This is a genomic window from Malaciobacter mytili LMG 24559 (assembly GCF_003346775.1).
GTDB classification, from domain to species: Bacteria; Campylobacterota; Campylobacteria; order Campylobacterales; family Arcobacteraceae; genus Malaciobacter; species Malaciobacter mytili.
The window spans coordinates 2,559,956-2,577,890 of sequence record NZ_CP031219.1 but is presented as its reverse complement, the minus strand read 5'-3'; the positions used below and the strand labels follow the sequence as shown (position 1 = coordinate 2,577,890).

The following is a 17,935-nucleotide window of genomic DNA, read 5'->3' as shown; positions in this document are numbered from 1 at the left end:
ATTTTAAGGTAAGACAATGAAACGCATACTGTTTATATTTGCAGTAATACTTTTTACACAAACTTCATTTCTATATGCAAAGAGTGTGAAAAATATTTTAATATTAAACTCATACCATAAAGGTTTTGAGTGGAGTGATAAGCTTATAGATGGTATGGAAAAGCTATTTTATAAATCCAATATAGATACTACAATTTTATATATGGATTCAAAAAGAATTTCTTCTAAAGACTACTTTGATAAATTAAAAGAACTATACCAATTACAATTAACAAAACATAAATATGATTTAGTTGTGGCTATTGATAAATTTGCATATGCTTTTATTTTACAAAACTATAAAGAATTAAATATTAAGCAACCCATATACTTTCTAGGAATTGAGCAATTTTTTGAAGAAGAAGTTAAAGAGTATGGCTTAGAGGGTAAAGTCTCAGGTATGATGGAAAGAAGAGCTATTGAAGAAAATATTGATATTATCAAAACTTTAATGCCAACAATTAAAAAGTTATATATCTTAAATGATCAAAGTGCAAATGGAGATGATTCGGAGATTTTTATTAAAAATGCAATAAAAAAAGTTTCGGAAAAAATAGAAATAGAGTATATAAGAAAAATTAGATTTGAGGATTTAATAGAAAAATTTTCAATATATAAAAAAGATGAAGCATTATTTTTTGTAAGATTTTATAATGACAGCACAGGGAAACTATATCAAAATTATGAAATTGCTTCATTTATACAAAATGCAAAAATTCCTGTTTTTGTAACAGATGATTTATTTATAAAAAAAGGTGCTTTAGGGGGAAAACTTGTAGATATAAAGCAACTTGGAATTAATTCTGCTATGAGAATAAAAGGAATTTTACAAAAACAGGTAAATACACCAAAAATAGAAGTAGATAATTCATACAAATATGTATTTGATTATGGAAAAGTAAAAGAGTTTAATATAAACCTTTCAAGATTGGATAAAAATTTTACTTATGTAAATGCTCCTATATCTTTTTTTGAAAGAAATAGAGAGTTTATAAATTTTGTTTTTGTAATTGCACCTTTTTTACTTTTTCTAATTTTGGGATTAATGCACAATTTATATTTAAGAATAAAAAGTGCAAAAAAATTAAAACAAAGAATGCAGTTTGATAAAGTTTTATTAAACTCAATTAATAGTCCAATAATATGGGAAGATGATAAGGGCTATATTGTTGATTCAAATTCAAAGTTTAATGAATTATTAAATATGTCATGTGAAGAAATGCAAGGAAAAAGATTAAGAGATTTTGTAGAAAACCAAAATGTTTCAAATCTTTTTAAATTATTAAAAACTTTTATAAATAAAAATGCCTTTGATGAAAATGAGCTAGTATTAAAATCAAGGGATGATACAGAACATATATATATGATAAATAAAACAGACTACACAGAAAATATTTATAAAACAAGTGGAACAGTTGTAGTCTTTACTGATGTTACAAAAGAAAAACTTGCATTAAGAGAAAAAATAAAACATCAAGAGTTTATTATACAACAGTCAAAATTAGCAGAAATTGGTGAAATTTTTTCATCAATTGCACATCAATGGAAAACACCTCTTTTAGAAATAACAACTATTGCCCAAGAGCAAATTTATTCTTGTGAAGGGAAAATTGATGAAGAGAATAATGCTTTTGTAAATGATATTATGGTTCAAGTTAAATATATGGCTGAAACAATAAGTGATTTTCAAAATTTTATTATGCCTTCGGCAAATAAAGTATCTTTTGATATTTATGAAGCAGTTTCAAAGATGCTAGAAATTATGAAGCATAATATAAAGTATAATTATATAAAAGTTAATGTAAATGTAAAGCCAAATACAAACTTAATTATTTATGGATATAAAAATGAGTTAATGCAAACTCTTTTAAATATTGTTAATAATGCAAAAGATGCAATTATAAAAAGAAGAAAACAAAATAAAATAAAACAAGGCATAATAAATATTGATATAAAAAATTTAGATAATAAAGTGTTAATAGAAATAGAAGATAATGGTGGCGGAATACCAAAAGAGCATATAAATAATGTATTTGAAGCATATTATACAACAAAACAAAATGGTCATGGAATAGGGTTATATATGGCAAAACTTATTATTGAAGATAAAATGGATGGAAAAATCAATGTGGAAAATACAAAAAATGGAGCAAAGTTTATAATTAAGTTAGGGGTTAATGATGAAAATATTATTGCTAGAAGATAATGAAAGATTAGCTAATTTAGTTGCTAGTGCTTTAAAAAATGAAAGTTATAAAGTAGATATATTTAGTGATGGAGAAGAAGCTTTAGAAGCTTGTGCAAATGGCTATCAATGCCTAATTTTAGATATAAATGTACCTTCATTAGATGGTATTTCTGTATTAGAAGCTTTTAGAACATATAATGATAGTATCCCTGTAATTATAATTAGTTCAAATTATGAACTTGATAAAATTCAAACTTCATATGAAACAGGTTGTGATGAATATCTAAAAAAACCTTTTTTTATGTATGAGCTTATTCATAAAATAAAAAAACTCTGTAAATATGAACCAAAGCTTTTAGATTTTGGAAATAATATTTTATTTGATTATACAAAACACTCTTTAACTAAAGATGAAGAGGATATTAAACTTGCTAAAAAAGAGATTCTTTTTTTAGAACTTTTAGGAAAAGATATAAATAGAGTTTTTAGCTTTGATGAAATAGAAGAGTATGTTTGGGAAGGGGAACCAACTACTTTAATAAATATAAGAGCATTAGTAAAAAGATTAAGAAAAAAAATCCCAGAAAAATCTATAAAAATAGTAAAAGGCTTGGGCTATTCTTTAAATGCACAAGAGGTTAAGATAGTTTAAAAAAGCCTAATTTAGGTCATATCTCTTCTTTACAATAGATATTTATATATAAGGAGAAGAGATGTTGATTTTGTATAAAAAAATCCCTCTATGGCAAAAAATATTCTGTGGTTTAATCCTTGGATTGATTGTCGGACTAATCTTTAAAGAGGATGCTTTAATCTTCAAACCCTTAGGAACTCTTTTTTTAAATCTAATCAAAATGTTAATTGTACCTTTAATTTTTGTTACTTTAATTAGTGGTATTACTTCTATGGATGATTTATCTAAAATGAAAAGAGTGGGTTTAAAAACTTTTTTTATCTATATAGGAACTACTTCTATTGCAATTTCAATAGGATTACTATTTGGATATGTTTTTAAGCCAGGTGTTGATGTGGCTATTAGCTCTCAAGAGAGTATAAAAACTTCAAATGAAGCTTTAAGTCTTGTGGATACTTTATTAAATATTATCCCAACAAACCCTGTTTTAAGTCTTGCTGAAGGCAATATCTTACAAATTATTCTTTTTGCAATAATTCTAGGTATTTCTATAAATTTGGCAGGAGAAAAAGGAAAAATAGTTTCTAACTTTTTTAACTCTTTTTCTGAAGTAATGTTTAAAATGACAGATATTGTTATCTCATTTGCTCCCTTTGGAGTTTTTGGTTTAATGGCTTTTGTTAGTGCTTCATATGGAGCTGATCTTTTATTAAGTTTAGTAAAAATTATTGCATGTGTTTTTATTGCAAGTATTTTTCATATGATTTTAGTTTATGGAGGAATAATTTCTTTATATTCAAAACTAAATATACTAACTTTTTTTAAAGGAATATTACCTGCTCAAATTGTAGCTTTTACAACAACAAGTAGTTCAGGAACTCTTCCTGTTACAACAAATAATGTTATTGAAAATCTTGGTGTTTCAAAATCAATTGCAAGTTTTGTTTTACCTTTAGGTGCAACTATAAATATGGATGGAACAGCAATTTATCAAGGTATCTGCGTAATGTTTATTGCACAACTTTTTGGAGTTGAATTAACTTTTGCAAATATTTTAACAATAATTATAACATCTACTTTAGCTTCAATAGGAACAGCTGGTATTCCTGGTGCTGGATTAATTATGCTAACTTTAGTTTTAACTTCAGTAGGACTTCCTTTAGAAGGTGTAGCAATTATTGCAGGAATTGATAGAATTTTAGATATGGCAAGGTCTGTTACTAATATCACAGGAGATGCAATGGTTAGTGTTGTAGTTGCAAAAAGTGAAGAAGAATTTGATGAAAGAATTTATGTAAAGGCTTAAGAGTTAATTTAACTCTTTTAGCCATTTATAAATAGTTGCTCTTGAAATATTTAAAAGCTCACATAAATATGCAATTACATTTCTAATTGAGAAAACTCCTTCTTTATTTAAAAAATAGATTAACTCTTTTTTTTCTTTTATTTTTAAATCTTCTATTTTTTTACCTTTTTGCTCTAAATATTTATTAATTATACTATTTGTATGACTTCTCCAATCTTGAGAAAAAAGAAGATTAGGTCTATTTGAGTTATTTTCAAGGTTTAAAAAACCTTTAATAGATTCAAAAACTTTATCAAAAACTTCAATATCAAAATTTATACAAACCATTCCTATTGGTTCATCTTTTTCATCTTTAATTATTGTTGAAACTGTTTTTACTCTTTTCCCATCAATATTAATTTTTTCATAAGGACCTACAATATCTGAAGTTAAAGCTTTTATATCTTTTACATCATTTAAAATCTTATCTCCTATTTCTCTTTCAGAAAAAGCATTTACAATATGCACTAGTTTTTGAAGTTTTAAATCATGAAGTACAACTTCAACATGGGGATAGAAAAGTTTGCCAATGGCATCACAAAGTGTTTTATATGAGTTTAGTTTTTTATTCATAAAGATATAATATCATAAATTTAAATTAAAATACAAAAAGTCTATTTTTATATATTATATTGACAAAAAGTCTATAAAGAAGTATAATTCCCTCTTTTTTAAGGATACAAGATGTTAAAAGGAATTATTGTTTTATTAGTATTTCAATTTTTAGGGGAATGCATAGCTAAACTTTTTTCACTATTAGTTCCAGGTCCTGTAATAGGCATGATACTTCTTTTAGTTTTTTTAATAATAAGAAAAGGAAGTTTTAAAAGTTTAGATAATGCTGTATTTATACATTTAAGATATTTACCTATGCTGTTTATTCCTGCTGCTATGGGAATTATTACCCAAGCAGATATTTTACAAAAAGAGTTTTGGGCTATTTTAATCTCACTTGTTTTAGGTACAATTATTGCTTTACTTTTTAGTGCAAAACTTATGGATTATCTAACAAATAAATGGAGTCAAAATGAACTTTAATGCAGTAATTGAATATATTCATTCCACTCCTTTAACATGGCTAATTTTAACTTTAGCTTCATTTAAAATAGGAATAATTGTTTATGAAAAATTTAATAAGAATACTCTTTTACAACCTATTATAGTTGCATATGCAATTATTATGAGTGTAATATTAGTTACAAATACTTCTTATAAAGAGTATTTTGAGGGAGTAAAAATTATACATTTTTTTCTTGGCCCTGCAACAGTTGCTTTAGCTTTACCTTTATATAATAATTTAAAATATATAAAATCACTATTTATTCCAATTTTAATAACTCTAATAGTTGCAGGAGTTTTTTCAATAGTAATTGCAGTAATATTACTTTGGCTATTGGATGCAAAATTAGTAACAATTCTTTCAATGACAACAAAATCTATAACTGCACCAATTGCTATTATTACTTCTGAACAAATAGGAGCAATTCCTTCTTTAGCTGTAGGTTTTGTAATTATTACAGGTATTATAGGTGCTTTATTAGGAACACTTATTTTTAAAATAGCAAAAATAAAACATGAAACTTCAAAAGGTTTTGCTTTAGGTCTTATTTCTCATGGAATAGGAACGGCAAGAGCTATCGAAATAGGAGAAAAAGCAGCTGCTTTTTCAGCTTTAGCTATGGGGTTATGTGGGATTTTTACAGCAATTTTTCTTCCAATTGCTATTTCTTTTTTTAAATAGTTAGAATTCTAACTATTTAAAGAAGAGTGAGTTCTTACGCAGTTTCTATTACTATTTTTTGCAGAATATAGGGCTTTATCAACATTTTCTATACATTGTATATCATTAAAAACCGTACACTCATATACCCCAAAACTCGCAGTTACTTTGATATTTTTATAAAAAGAAAAGTCTTCAATAGTTTCTCTTAAATGTTCGGCTAAAATTGTAGCTTCATTTTCATTTGTATGGGGAAGGATTATTAAAAATTCTTCTCCTCCCCATCTTCCAACTCTATCAGTCTCTCTAATATTTGATTTTAATATAGTTGCAAACTCTTTTAAAATTTCATCTCCACAAATATGTCCATATTTATCATTTATCTTTTTAAAGTGGTCTATATCTAAAATAATAATACTAAGAGGCTCTTTATATCTTTTTGTAATTTTTAATTCTTTATCTAAAATAGAATCTAGCTTTGCTCTATTATTAATACCTGTTAATTTATCAGTAACAGATAGTTTTTCTAACTCTTTATTTAAAATATTTAAGTATCTATTTGAACGATAAATTACAAGCAAAATAATAATTATTGCTATAACAAAAATAGAAGATGCAATTTGAATTAAAAGTTTTGTATCTAATCTTTCTTCTTTTACAACAGTAATCCATCTATTTACTATTGCTTCTTTTTCTTCATTTTTTAAAGAATTTAAAGCTTTATTTAAAATATCAAGTAAAATCTTTTCATCATCTCTTACTGCAAATCTAGCTAGTGAGTCAATTGAAGCTTTTCCAACTATTTTTAAATTTGGATAATTGTATTTTTGTAAAGTAAATGCAATTGAAGGAAGGGAACTAACAAGAGCATATATCTCATTATTTACTATTTTATCAAGCCCCTCTTGATTATTATTTACTTCAACAATTTGAAGATTTGGGTACTTGTTTTTAAATAGTTCAACAACTGCATAGTTTTTTATCATACCTATTTTTTTATCTTTAATCTCTTCTAAAGAGTCTATAAAAAGCTGGTTGTTTTTAGTAACTATTACATTTGAGAATTTATAATAAGCTTGTGTAAAGTTTAGATATTTTTCCCTACTATTTGTTTTTGCAGCAAAGGGAACTATATCACATTTTTTTTCTTTTACAAGATTAATTGAATCTATAAAAGATTTACTACTATAAAGTTCAAATTTAATACTTGTTTTTTTAGATAGATTTTCTAATATTTCAGCAATTATTCCTCTATATTCACCACTTTTACTTACTTGTTCAAAAGGTAAATAATCAGGATCAACACATGTATAAATAACCTCTTTTTTAGCTAAATAAGCTTTTTCTGCTTCATTAAAAAGATAGTTTTTACTAGTTTTTTTAATCTCTTGAAGTTTATAAAACCATTTTCTTTCTAACTCTTTTTTCTCTTCTGTTGTTATAAGTTTTTCAGCTTTTGCAATAATATTTTTTAAAATAGTATTTTCTTTATTAAAAGCAAAATAAAAACCTAAAGTTTTATCATCTAAGTTTTTTAAAACTTTTAAATTTGTTAGTAGATTTTTATTTATAGTATATTCAAGAACCTCTTTTAAAGCATAAGCTGCATCTGCTTTTTTTGTGGAAACTGCTTGAAGCATTTCTAAAGTATTATTAGTGGGATAAATATTGATTTTAGGGTATTGTTTTTTTACTCTATCATAACTATGGTAGCCTTTTACTAAAGCCATAGTTTTTCCTTCTAATTCTTTAAAAGTAAAAACATCTTCATTTTCTATTCTTGTAACCATTGCAGGTTCTAGGTCAGTAAAAGCTTTTGAAGAAAATAAAAATCTTTCTTCTCTTTGTTTTGATTTTAAAACATTTATCATTAAATCAAGTTGATTATTTTCTAGCATATTTAAAAAGTCATTCCATGTAGGCCCAGAAATATATTCCACTTCTAAAGCAAGCTTATTTGCTATTAGATTTATATAATCAATAGCATAGCCTTTTGCTATTCCATCTTCATAAAAATTATATGGTAATAAATTAGGGTCATTTTGAACTTTTAATACTCTTTTTTTCTGTAAATATAAAAGATCTTCAACTGTAAGATTTAATTCATTTTCAAAATAGACAATTAAAGTTCCAATTTCCTCTTTTTTATGGTTTAAAATTGATTTTTTATAGAAGTTTTTATTTTCTTTGTATTTTAAAGGAATTTCTTGTTTTTTTAAAAAATACATTGAATAATTTTCTTTATAAGAACTATAGATATAAGAATTATTTTTTAAAATCTCAAAAGCAATAATCTTTTTATAATTTTGATAATATAATTGTAGAAAATTTTTTATACTTTTTTCACTTATTTCTTTTTCATCTAGAAATATAGATAAATTTGAAGATAATATGTCGATATTTGATTTAATATTACTATTTAATGTAAGGCTTGTTGCATATATAAAGTTAAAAAAAATTAAAAAAATAATTAGTATTTTCATAAAGCATCCTTCTAATGCTAGATTGTTAAGTATATAATAATTTTAAGAAAATTAAAATTAAATATTTAAACTAGATAATCTGTTAATATTCAAATGGTAAAATTATAAAAAAGTTAGCTAATTTTTAACAGAGATATAGTATGCTTTAATAATTTAATTATAGGAATATAAATGACCAGATATAGATTATATAATCTACATTTATTTAAGAAGTAAATAATATGACACTACTTATTATTTATTTATTAATAGCTTTATTTGTCTCTTTTTTATGTTCAATTTTAGAGGCAGTTTTACTCTCTAGTACGAATAGTTACATTGAGTCACTTTCAAAACAAGATAGTCAATCAAAATCAATTAAGATTTTAAAAGAATTAAAATCAAATATTGATAAACCTATTTCATCAATTTTAATTTTAAATACTTTTGCACATACAATGGGTGCAGCTGGTGTTGGTGCCCAAGCACAAACCTTATTTGGTGAAGAATGGCAAACCTTAATTGCATTTGTTTTAACTTTATTAATTTTATATTTTTCAGAAATTATTCCAAAAACAATTGGTGCAATTTATTGGAAAAAATTATTAGTTCCATCAGCATATATAATCTCTTTTTTAATAAAAGTTTCATATCCCTTAGTTTGGTTTTCTACTTTTATTACAGAATTTATTTCAAAAAATAAAAGTAAAAAACATAATATTTCAAGAGATGAAATTATGGCAATTGTTGCTATGGGAGAAAAAGATGGTTCTATTCTTTCAAAAGAGAGCAATTTAATAGAAAATCTTTTTAAACTAAAAAATGTAAAAGCAAAAGATGTAATGACACCAAGAAGTGTAGTTTTTGCTTTAAATGAAGAGACTACAATTAATGATGCTTTAGAAGATGATAATTTATATATTTTCTCAAGAATACCAGTTTATAAAGATAATATTGATGATATTGTTGGGATGGTTTTAAATCAAACTTTACTTGAAGAGAGTTTAGAAGAAAGAGGAGATAAAAAGATAAAAGAAGTTCTAATGAATGTTTATAAAGTATCTGAAAATATACCTGTTTCAAATTTAATTGATCTTTTTGTAAAAAGAAAAACTCATCTTTTTGTTGTATATGATGAATATGGACAAACAAGTGGTATTGTAACTTTAGAAGATGTTATTGAAGCTTTATTAGGTGTTGAAATAGTTGATGAGATGGATGAAATTGAAGATATGCAAGCCTTTGCAAAAAATAGAAATAGACTATTTCAAAATAAAATGATGCTTCAAAAAAGAAAAGAAGAACAAAATAACTAATAAGCAATATATCAATGATGATATATTGCTTAAATATACTTTATTGATAATGATAATTTATATTAATATTAATTTAAATAATTTTTTTGTAAACTTTTTTCTAAAATATATAAGGAAAAAAATGAAAAAAAGTTTATTTAGAGTTTTATTTAGTCTTTTTATTACTATAAAAGTATTTAGCTCACAGGAATTAGAAAGTGTATTAGTTATTGGAAGTCAAAAATCTTATTTTGAAGAATTTTCTTCTACAAGTTTAAAATCTGAATTTAATGATAGACAAAATCCTTATTCTTCTTTAGTTATAAAAAATCAACTAATTGAAGACTTACAAGCACAAAGAGTTGAGGATACTTATGATTATACAACAGGAGTTACAAAAGCTGGTAAAAGAGCAGATAGTATAATAATAAGAGGATTTGAAGTTGATTTGCAAAATATTCAAGTAAATGGAATGCCTGGACTAATAAGTACTTTTGGTTCTCCTACTACTGCTAATATTGAAAGGATTGAAATTGTAAAAGGTGCAGCTTCTGTTTTATATGGGAATATGAAAGCAGGAGGTTTTGTAAATATTCAAACTAAAAAACCACAAGCTCAAAATAAAGTTATGTTTGAAAGTTCTTTTCAAACATATATGTCAAATAAATCTAATTTTGCTAAAGATAATGGAGTTAGTACAACTTTAGATGCAACTGGAAGTTTAAAAGATAATCTATTTTATAGGTTTATTACAGTTTATGAAAGTTATGATTCATATAGAGATAATGTAAATGAAAAAAACTTTCATCTATATCCTAGCTTTCTATGGAATATAGATGATGATAGTTCTTTATTAGTAGCTTTAGAGTATGGTAAAGAAAAAGGTAGTGCTGATGATGGACTTTTTGTTGCAAATAAAAATATAAATACAGCAGCTAGTATAAATACAGTATATCAAGAAAAAGATGATTTTGATAATGATAAAGGAAAGGCTTTTAATCTAAATTATGATAATTTTATAAATGATAAATTATCTTATAACTTATCTTTAAGAAGTGTTTGGCATGAAGATGAAAGAAAATTATATGAAAATAGAAAAGTTAATAATGCACTTAATATAGAGAATACAACATTAACAAGAAGAAATAGACATCAATATAATAAAAGAGATTGGCATAGTTTAGATACAAATTTTAAGTATGATATAAATACTGGTAAAATTAGACATAATTTAATAACTGGTTTATCTTTAAATTATAGAAAAACAGATTTTGATAGAAAGATTTTTGGAAATAATGTTTCTTCAAATATAAATATTTATAATCCAATTTATGGAGCTAGTGCTACAAAAAAAGAAGGAACAAAAAGAAAAACATTATATAAAAGTGTAGGGATTTATTTACAAGACAAACTTAATATAACAAATGATTTTACATTGGTTGCTTCTACAAGATTAGATAAAACTAAAATAGATTTTTTTTGTCAAAGAGGAAATTGTAACGATAATAATACCACTCAAACTTCTAATTTAGTAGGTTCCTTAGGTGCAATATATAATTTCAATGAAATAGTTTCTTTTTACACAAGTTATGGTCAAAATTATGACCCAACAACTGCAGAAAGAGTGGACTCCTCTGGAAATGGCTTAGATTCAGAAAAAGCAGAACAAATAGAAATTGGTACAAAATTAAATTTAAGTGAAAAATTAAATACTTCACTTAGTTTATACAAGGTAAATAAAGAAAATGTTGCACAATTGGATAATCTTGGATATTATGAATTAAAAGGAGAAGTTGAAAGTAAAGGTTATGAAGTAGATATTCAATGGTTACCTATATCAAACTGGCAAATAAAAACAGGATATTCTTATAATAAATCAAAATATATAACAGGCAATGATGTTGGCAATATTCCTTCTAATACTCCTAAAATTACTACATATGTGTTTTCAAGATATAATTTTGCAAAAAAAATTTATAATGGGAATTTGGGTATAAGTGCTGGAATTGTTTATAAAGATAAAATTTATACTAGTTCTTCTTCTTTAAAAGCTGTAGAACTTCCTTCTTTTACAAGATATGATTTAGGTTTACATTATAATATTAAAGATTGGGAAATTTCTTTAAATGTGGAAAATTTAACTGATAAAAAATATTATGAATCTGGAATAGAAGATTATAAAATAGCTATTGGAGAACCAAGGAAAATAACTTTTAATCTAAAAAAAACCTTTTAAAAATATAGTTCTAATATATCAAGATATATTGATATATAAGTAAAAATATATTATTATTCCAAAAAAGAGGAGGAATAATGGATATATTTTTACAAACTACCTCTGCTTTAAATGATGAAACAAGAGTAAAACTTCTTAAATTTATAAATATCTATGGTTCTTGTTGTGTTTGTGATTTGGAAAACTCTTTTTCAATGATACAATCAAGACTTTCAAGACATCTGAAAATTCTAAAAGAAGCTGGATTTTTAAAAGTTAATAGAGAAGGAAGATGGGCATATTATAGTGTAAGAAGTCCTCTTGATGAGTTTAGACAAGCTTGTATTAAAGAGATTATGTATTTAGATATAACTTTGCCTACTTTAAAAAAAAGTTGTATTAAGGAGAAAGATGACTGAAACACTTTTTGTGTATGGAACTTTAATGCCAAATTGTCCCAATGGACATGTTTTGGAAAATATAGTTGGCAAATTTGTACCTGCAACTGTAAAAGGAAGATTAATTGATGCTGGGTGGAGTGCTAGTATGGGCTATCCTGGAATTAAACTTAATGAAGGTAATGATACTATTCATGGATTTTTATTTTATTCAAACAATCTAATAAACTATTGGGATTATTTAGATGAGTTTGAAGGTGCTGAATTTCAAAGACAAGAAGTGGTAGTTGAAAGATATGATGAAGTAGAAGTAGATACTTTTATTTATGTTTTAAAAGATGAAATTATAGAAGAGTGAATCACACTCTTTTTTAAAGAAATTATATCAATATATCTTGATATATAAATATGGAGTTTAGATGATAATTGCAAGTGCTATATTTTTAATTACACTTTTTTTTGTAATAACTCAGCCCAAAGGTCTTCAAATAGGAACGACTGCAATAATTGGTGCTATTTTTGCACTTATTTTAGGTGTAGTAAACTTTGATGATGTATTGGATGTAACCAATATTGTATGGGATGCAACTTTATCTTTTATTGGAATTATTATTTTATCTATGGTTTTAGATGAAATAGGTTTTTTTGAATGGTGTGCTTTAAAAATGGCAAAACTATCAAAAGGAAATGGAGTATTAATGTTTATTTACTCTATTTTACTTGGAAGTTTTGTTTCAGCACTTTTTGCAAATGATGGAGCAGCACTTATTTTAACTCCAATTTTACTTGCAAAAATGAGAATTTTAAAACTGCAGATGAAAACAATAGTAGCTTTTTTACTTGCAGGGGGATTTATAAGTGATAGTGCTTCATTGCCTTTTATTTTTTCAAATCTTACAAATATTGTAACAGCAAACTATTTTGATATAGGTTTTATGCAATATTTATCAAAAATGATAATTCCATTTATAGTAAGTGTTATTGCTTCAACTATTTTTTTATGGTTAATATTAAGAAAAGATATACCTAAAAAAGTAGATATTTCTTTATTAAAACAGCCAAAAAGTGCCATAAAAAATGAAAAATTATTTAAACTATCTTGGGCTTTTTTAGTGCTTCTTTTAATAGGATATTTTATTGGAGATATGTATAATTTGCCAGTTAGTGTTTTTGCACTAGGTGGGGGGATACTTTTTTTATTAATTGCTACTTCTTTTAAAACAGTAAAACCTATTCATATTATTAAAGAAGCTCCATGGCAAGTAGTATGGTTTAGTATAGGTTTATATATTGTTGTATATGGATTAAAAAATGCTGGATTAACTTCTTATTTAACATCACTTTTAGAGATTTTAGCTACTAAAGGAGATATGGTTTCTATTGTAGCAACAGGATTTATTTCTGCTTTTTTATCTGCAATTATGAATAATATGCCAACAGTTATGATTATGGATATTGCTTTAAGAGATTTTTCAAATCAAGCTTTAGCATATGCTAATATTATTGGGTGTAACTTAGGGCCTAAAATGACTCCTTTTGGAAGTTTAGCTACTCTTTTATGGTTGCATGTATTGGCAAAAAAAGGTGTAAAAATCTCATATTGGCAATATTGTAAATTTGGATTTATTATAACACCACCTGTTTTATTAATTGTATTATTAAGTTTATAGGAGAATATTTTGGAAATAATTTTAATAGCAATAGCTTTAGCAATGGATAGTGTTGCAGTTAGTATTGCAAGTGGAAGTAAATATAAAAATGTAAATTTTTCAACAACTTTAAAAATTGCATTTTTCTTTGGTTTTTTTCAAGGACTAATGCCTTTAATTGGTTATTTTGCAGGAACTCTTTTTGCTTCATTAGTTGATAGTATTGATCACTATATTGCTTTTTTAATTCTTTGTTATTTAGGTTATAAGATGATACAAGAAGCAAGACAGGCCAATTTTGAAGAAGAATTAAGTGATTTAAAAACAAATACACTTTTTTTACTTGCTATTGCTACAAGTATAGATGCTTTAGCTGTTGGTATTACTTTTTCTTTTCAAGAAATAAATATTTGGTATGCTGTTAGTCAAATTGCCTTAATTACTTTTATTTTATGTGTTGTTGCTGTATTTATAGGGAAAAAACTTGGAGGTTTTTTAGAATCAAAAGCAGAATTTTTAGGTGGTATTATTTTAATTATTTTAGGAATTAAAATTCTATTAGAGGGATTAAATATTATTTAAAAGGGAATATTATGGATAAAAAAGTTTTGATTTTATGTACGGGAAATAGCTGTAGAAGTATTATTGCTGAAGCTTTAATTAATGCCAAATTAGAAGGAATTAGTGCAGATAGTTCTGGAGTAAGAGCAAGTGGGAAAGTAAATGCAAATGCCAAAAAACTATTAGAAGAAAAGGGTATTTGGCAAGAACAATATCATAGTAAAACAATAGATAAAGTTTTAAATAATAAATATGATTTAGTTGTAACTGTATGTGACCATGCAAATGAAACTTGTCCTATGTTTCCCCAGGCTGTAAAAGTAATTCATATAGGTTTTGAAGACCCAGATGGAAAAGACTTTGAAGCTTTTATTAAAACATATGAACAAATTGAGCAAATACTTTTACCTAAAGTAGTTGAGGCTTTAAAATAATGTTTGTATGGTTGGAAGAATTAGTTACTTTTCTTCTAAAGATTATTAACTTAGAGTTAAATAGTGCTTTTTACAAGGCTTTGCATTTTTTTATTTATGATACAGTTAAGATATTTATTCTTTTAGTTTCAATTATTTATATAATTACTTTTATAAGAAGTTATTTCCCTATTGAAAAGATAAAAGATTATATAACTTCTAAAAATAGAGTATTTGCACATATTCTAGCAGCTATTTTTGGAGTTTTAACTCCCTTTTGTTCTTGTAGTGCAGTACCTTTATTTTTGGGTTTTTTGCAAGCTAGAATTCCTTTAGGAGTAACTTTTTCTTATTTGATTTCTGCTCCTTTAAGTGATGCTGTTGTAATTGCAATGCTTTTTTCTTTATTTGGCTGGAAAATAGCTTTTTTATATGTTTCTTTAGGAATTTTAATAGCAGTTATTGCTGGATTGATAATAGGAGTATTAAATTTAGAAAAAGAGGTTTTAATAGAGGTAAAACCCATAAAACAGTTTTATAATGAAGAAAAAACAGCTTTTATTTTAAGATTAAAGCTAAGTTGGGAAAATAGTTTTGATATTTTAAAGAAAATATATTTATATGTAATTATAGGAGTAGGAATAGGGGCTTTTATCCATGGATATATTCCTACTGATTTTATTTCTAAATATGCAAGTGGAGATAGTTGGTATGCTCCAATTATTGCCGTTATAATGGGAATTCCAATGTATAGTAATGCAGTTGGAATTTTACCTTTAATAGAAGTTCTTACTCAAAAAGGTATGCTTTTAGGAACGGCCCTTAGTTTTATGATGTCAGTTGTTGCTTTAAGTTTGCCAGAAGCTATGATTTTAAAAAGAGTTTTAAGTGTAAAACTTATTAGTATTTTCTTTTTTATTGTGGGATGTTCTATTTTATTTGTAGGATATTTATTTAATTTTATTTTATAGGAGTTAAAATGAAAATAGAGATTTTAGGTACAGGATGTACAAAGTGCAAAACTTTAGAAGAAAATGCAAAAAAAGCAGTTGCACAAGCAAAAGTTTTTGCACAAATACAAAAAGTGGAAGATATTGTTAAAATAATGGAATATGCAGTTATGAATACTCCAGCAATTGTTATTGATAATGAGGTAAAAAGTACAGGAAAAGTATTAAGTGTAGAAGAGATAATAAAGCTTTTTAATTAAAAAGTTTTTAAGTAATAAGTTCTTTTTTTCACATATTTTGTTATAGTTTCAAAAATTTTAAAGAGTATAATTTGAAACAAGAAAAAATAGGACTTTTTTACGCTATTAGTGCATTTTTGTTTTGGGGCTTATGTCCAATTTATTATAAACAAATATCAATGATACCTCCTTTTGAGATTTTAGCTCATAGGGTAGTATTTTCTGTTTTTGTACTTATTATTTTATTAAGTATAAGCAAACAATTTATTACATTAAAACCAATTTTAAAAAGTTTTGCAAAGATGAAATATCTTATTTTTGCTTCAATTTTAATCTCTATTAATTGGTTTACTTTTATTTATGCTATTTCTATTGATAAAATAGTAGAAGCAAGTTTAGGATATTTTATAACTCCTTTAGTAAATGTGGCTTTAGGTTTTTTATTTTTTAGTGAAAGGGTAAATAAACTTCAAGGCTTTTCTATTCTTTTAGCCTTATTTTCAGTTATATATGAATTGCTAACTTTAGGATCTATTCCTATAATTGCACTGGTTTTAGCTTTCTCTTTTGGTTTTTATGGAATGCTTAGAAAAAGAGTGCAAATAGCTTCAATCCCAGGTCTTTTTATAGAAACTATTATTATGTTACCAATTGCCCTTTTTTATCTTTTTTATCTTGTAGATAATAATCAAAGCTATTTTAATACTTTAGATAACTATAACCTTTTTATTTTAAGTTTAAGTGGTCTTGTAACAGTTTTACCTCTATTGTGGTTTAATAGTGCAGCAACAAGAATGAGTCTTACAACTTTAGGTTTTTTACAATATCTAGGTCCTACAGTTGCTTTTATAATTGCAATTACACTTTATAATGAAGAGTTAAGTATAAATAAGCTTTTCACTTTTATTTTAATTTGGATAGCTTTAGTTTTATTTTCTTTTGGTAGATTAAATAAGAAGGAAAAAAACTAGGGTTAATCCCTAGTTTTATCTAAATAGTAAAATTGGTTTTTTTATATTTGAAAGGATTTTTGTAGTAAAACTTCCAAAAATAAGCTCTTTAAATCTTGAGTGCCCAAAAGCTCCCATAGCTAAAATATCAAAATTATTTGTTTCAAAATACTCTATTAAATCTTTTGGATTTTCAGATTTTATTGTATGAGTTGAAACCTCTATTTGATTTTTTTCATAGATGTTTTTTGCTTCTTCCAATAAAGCTATAGATTTAGAACTATCTGTATTTAAATTTACTATATCTCTTTTTACTTCTTTAAAAATAGGATTTGAAGAAGTCTCTAATAGAAGTTTAATAGACTCATTTGAGCCATTATAAGCTACGAGTAGATTTTTAGGTTCAATATATTCACTATTTACTAATAATACGGGTTTATGAATACTTCTAATTATCTCTTTTACATTTTGCCCAATAGCATGCTCAACATTAGTTCTAATACCTATTACTAAAACCTCTATTTCATTTTGAAGTTCTAAAATATTTTCAACTACTTCCCCATGAATTAGTAAAGTTTCAATTTTATTTTTACAGTTTTCTTGGGCTCTTTGTTTTAATTTACCTAAAAGTTCTTTAGCATTTTTAATGGCTTCTTTACTTTCATTTTCCTCTTCACTTGTAAGTTCATATAAAATCTCATCTTTTTCACCAAGGGAAATATTTCCAGATAAATTAAGTTTATAAGCTTTATGGTGATGTTCAATAATACTTAGAAACTTTAATGGAAGGTTCATAGTATTTGAAATTTTAACTGCATAATCACAAGATGCTTGTGAAAAGTTTTTATTATCTATACAACATAAAATATATCTCATT

General features: G+C 25.2%; 18 protein-coding genes. 15 read left to right on the top strand and 3 right to left on the bottom strand.

What is annotated here, in order from left to right; all coding sequences use genetic code 11:
• The first annotated feature begins 16 nt into the window (after positions 1–16).
• The 3 genes from AMYT_RS12570 (at position 17) to AMYT_RS12560 (ending at position 4,167) form a co-directional block, all read left to right on the top strand.
• Positions 17–2,245: a sensor histidine kinase gene (locus AMYT_RS12570; RefSeq protein ID WP_114842869.1), complete on the top strand. Its 2,229-nt coding sequence runs from the start codon at positions 17–19 to the stop codon at positions 2,243–2,245.
• On the top strand, positions 2,220–2,879 hold the full coding sequence (locus tag AMYT_RS12565; RefSeq protein WP_114842868.1) for a response regulator transcription factor: 660 nt from the start codon (positions 2,220–2,222) through the stop codon (positions 2,877–2,879). The genes AMYT_RS12570 and AMYT_RS12565 overlap by 26 nt, the downstream gene beginning before the upstream one ends.
• 61 nt (positions 2,880–2,940) lie before the next feature.
• Entirely contained in the window at positions 2,941–4,167 is a 1,227-nt protein-coding gene (locus AMYT_RS12560; protein ID WP_114842867.1) for a dicarboxylate/amino acid:cation symporter, read from the top strand.
• A gap of 3 nt (positions 4,168–4,170) precedes the next feature.
• Here the strand turns inward: AMYT_RS12560 and AMYT_RS12555 are convergent, their stop codons facing one another.
• A complete protein-coding gene (locus tag AMYT_RS12555) occupies positions 4,171–4,779 on the bottom strand; it encodes a helix-turn-helix transcriptional regulator (protein WP_114842866.1) in 609 nt (202 codons plus the stop codon).
• A gap of 111 nt (positions 4,780–4,890) precedes the next feature.
• On the opposite strand from AMYT_RS12555, the gene AMYT_RS12550 reads away from it, so the two are divergent.
• Together AMYT_RS12550 and AMYT_RS12545 are read left to right on the top strand one after the other, a co-directional pair.
• Positions 4,891–5,244, top strand: coding sequence for a CidA/LrgA family protein (locus AMYT_RS12550; RefSeq protein ID WP_114842865.1), 354 nt, complete (start codon positions 4,891–4,893; stop codon positions 5,242–5,244).
• Complete coding sequence (locus tag AMYT_RS12545; RefSeq protein ID WP_114842864.1) at positions 5,234–5,947, top strand: LrgB family protein; 714 nt, start codon at positions 5,234–5,236, stop codon at positions 5,945–5,947. Before AMYT_RS12550 ends, AMYT_RS12545 begins: the two co-directional genes overlap by 11 nt.
• Before the next feature lie 8 nt (positions 5,948–5,955).
• Here AMYT_RS12545 and AMYT_RS12540 read toward each other — a convergent pair whose 3' ends face one another.
• Positions 5,956–8,409 carry a transporter substrate-binding domain-containing diguanylate cyclase gene (locus AMYT_RS12540; protein WP_114842863.1) on the bottom strand — a complete coding sequence of 818 codons (2,454 nt, stop codon included), beginning with the start codon at positions 8,407–8,409 and terminating at the stop codon, positions 5,956–5,958.
• Positions 8,410–8,630: 221 nt separating this feature from the next.
• On the opposite strand from AMYT_RS12540, the gene AMYT_RS12535 reads away from it, so the two are divergent.
• The 10 genes from AMYT_RS12535 to rarD all read left to right on the top strand — a co-directional run bounded on the left by AMYT_RS12535 (position 8,631) and on the right by rarD (position 17,079).
• Positions 8,631–9,704 (top strand): hemolysin family protein, encoded by a 1,074-nt coding sequence (locus AMYT_RS12535; protein WP_114842862.1) that lies wholly within the window; start codon positions 8,631–8,633, stop codon positions 9,702–9,704.
• Between the two features lie 121 nt (positions 9,705–9,825).
• Positions 9,826–11,919 carry a TonB-dependent siderophore receptor gene (locus AMYT_RS12530; protein WP_162919508.1) on the top strand — a complete coding sequence of 698 codons (2,094 nt, stop codon included), beginning with the start codon at positions 9,826–9,828 and terminating at the stop codon, positions 11,917–11,919.
• Between the two features lie 77 nt (positions 11,920–11,996).
• The gene (locus tag AMYT_RS12525; protein WP_114842860.1) at positions 11,997–12,317 is read left to right on the top strand and encodes an ArsR/SmtB family transcription factor; all 321 of its coding nucleotides are present in this window, start codon (positions 11,997–11,999) and stop codon (positions 12,315–12,317) included.
• The gene (locus AMYT_RS12520) at positions 12,310–12,654 is read left to right on the top strand and encodes a gamma-glutamylcyclotransferase family protein (protein WP_114842859.1); all 345 of its coding nucleotides are present in this window, start codon (positions 12,310–12,312) and stop codon (positions 12,652–12,654) included. Before AMYT_RS12525 ends, AMYT_RS12520 begins: the two co-directional genes overlap by 8 nt.
• 61 nt (positions 12,655–12,715) lie before the next feature.
• A complete protein-coding gene (locus AMYT_RS12515; protein ID WP_114842858.1) occupies positions 12,716–13,966 on the top strand; it encodes an arsenic transporter in 1,251 nt (416 codons plus the stop codon).
• A 9-nt stretch (positions 13,967–13,975) separates the two neighbouring features.
• Positions 13,976–14,527 carry a manganese efflux pump MntP gene (locus AMYT_RS12510; protein WP_114842857.1) on the top strand — a complete coding sequence of 184 codons (552 nt, stop codon included), beginning with the start codon at positions 13,976–13,978 and terminating at the stop codon, positions 14,525–14,527.
• Positions 14,528–14,538: 11 nt separating this feature from the next.
• Entirely contained in the window at positions 14,539–14,940 is a 402-nt protein-coding gene (locus AMYT_RS12505; RefSeq protein ID WP_114842856.1) for an arsenate reductase ArsC, read from the top strand.
• Positions 14,940–15,890 carry a permease gene (locus tag AMYT_RS12500; protein ID WP_114842855.1) on the top strand — a complete coding sequence of 317 codons (951 nt, stop codon included), beginning with the start codon at positions 14,940–14,942 and terminating at the stop codon, positions 15,888–15,890. The genes AMYT_RS12505 and AMYT_RS12500 overlap by 1 nt, the downstream gene beginning before the upstream one ends.
• Before the next feature lie 8 nt (positions 15,891–15,898).
• On the top strand, positions 15,899–16,129 hold the full coding sequence (locus AMYT_RS12495; RefSeq protein WP_114842854.1) for a thioredoxin family protein: 231 nt from the start codon (positions 15,899–15,901) through the stop codon (positions 16,127–16,129).
• Between the two features lie 71 nt (positions 16,130–16,200).
• Positions 16,201–17,079: an EamA family transporter RarD gene (gene rarD / locus AMYT_RS12490; protein ID WP_114842853.1), complete on the top strand. Its 879-nt coding sequence runs from the start codon at positions 16,201–16,203 to the stop codon at positions 17,077–17,079.
• 15 nt (positions 17,080–17,094) lie between these two features.
• On the opposite strand, the gene AMYT_RS12485 is transcribed toward rarD, so the two are convergent.
• Entirely contained in the window at positions 17,095–17,934 is an 840-nt protein-coding gene (locus AMYT_RS12485) for a universal stress protein (protein WP_114842852.1), read from the bottom strand.
• Between the last annotated feature and the right edge of the window lies 1 nt (position 17,935).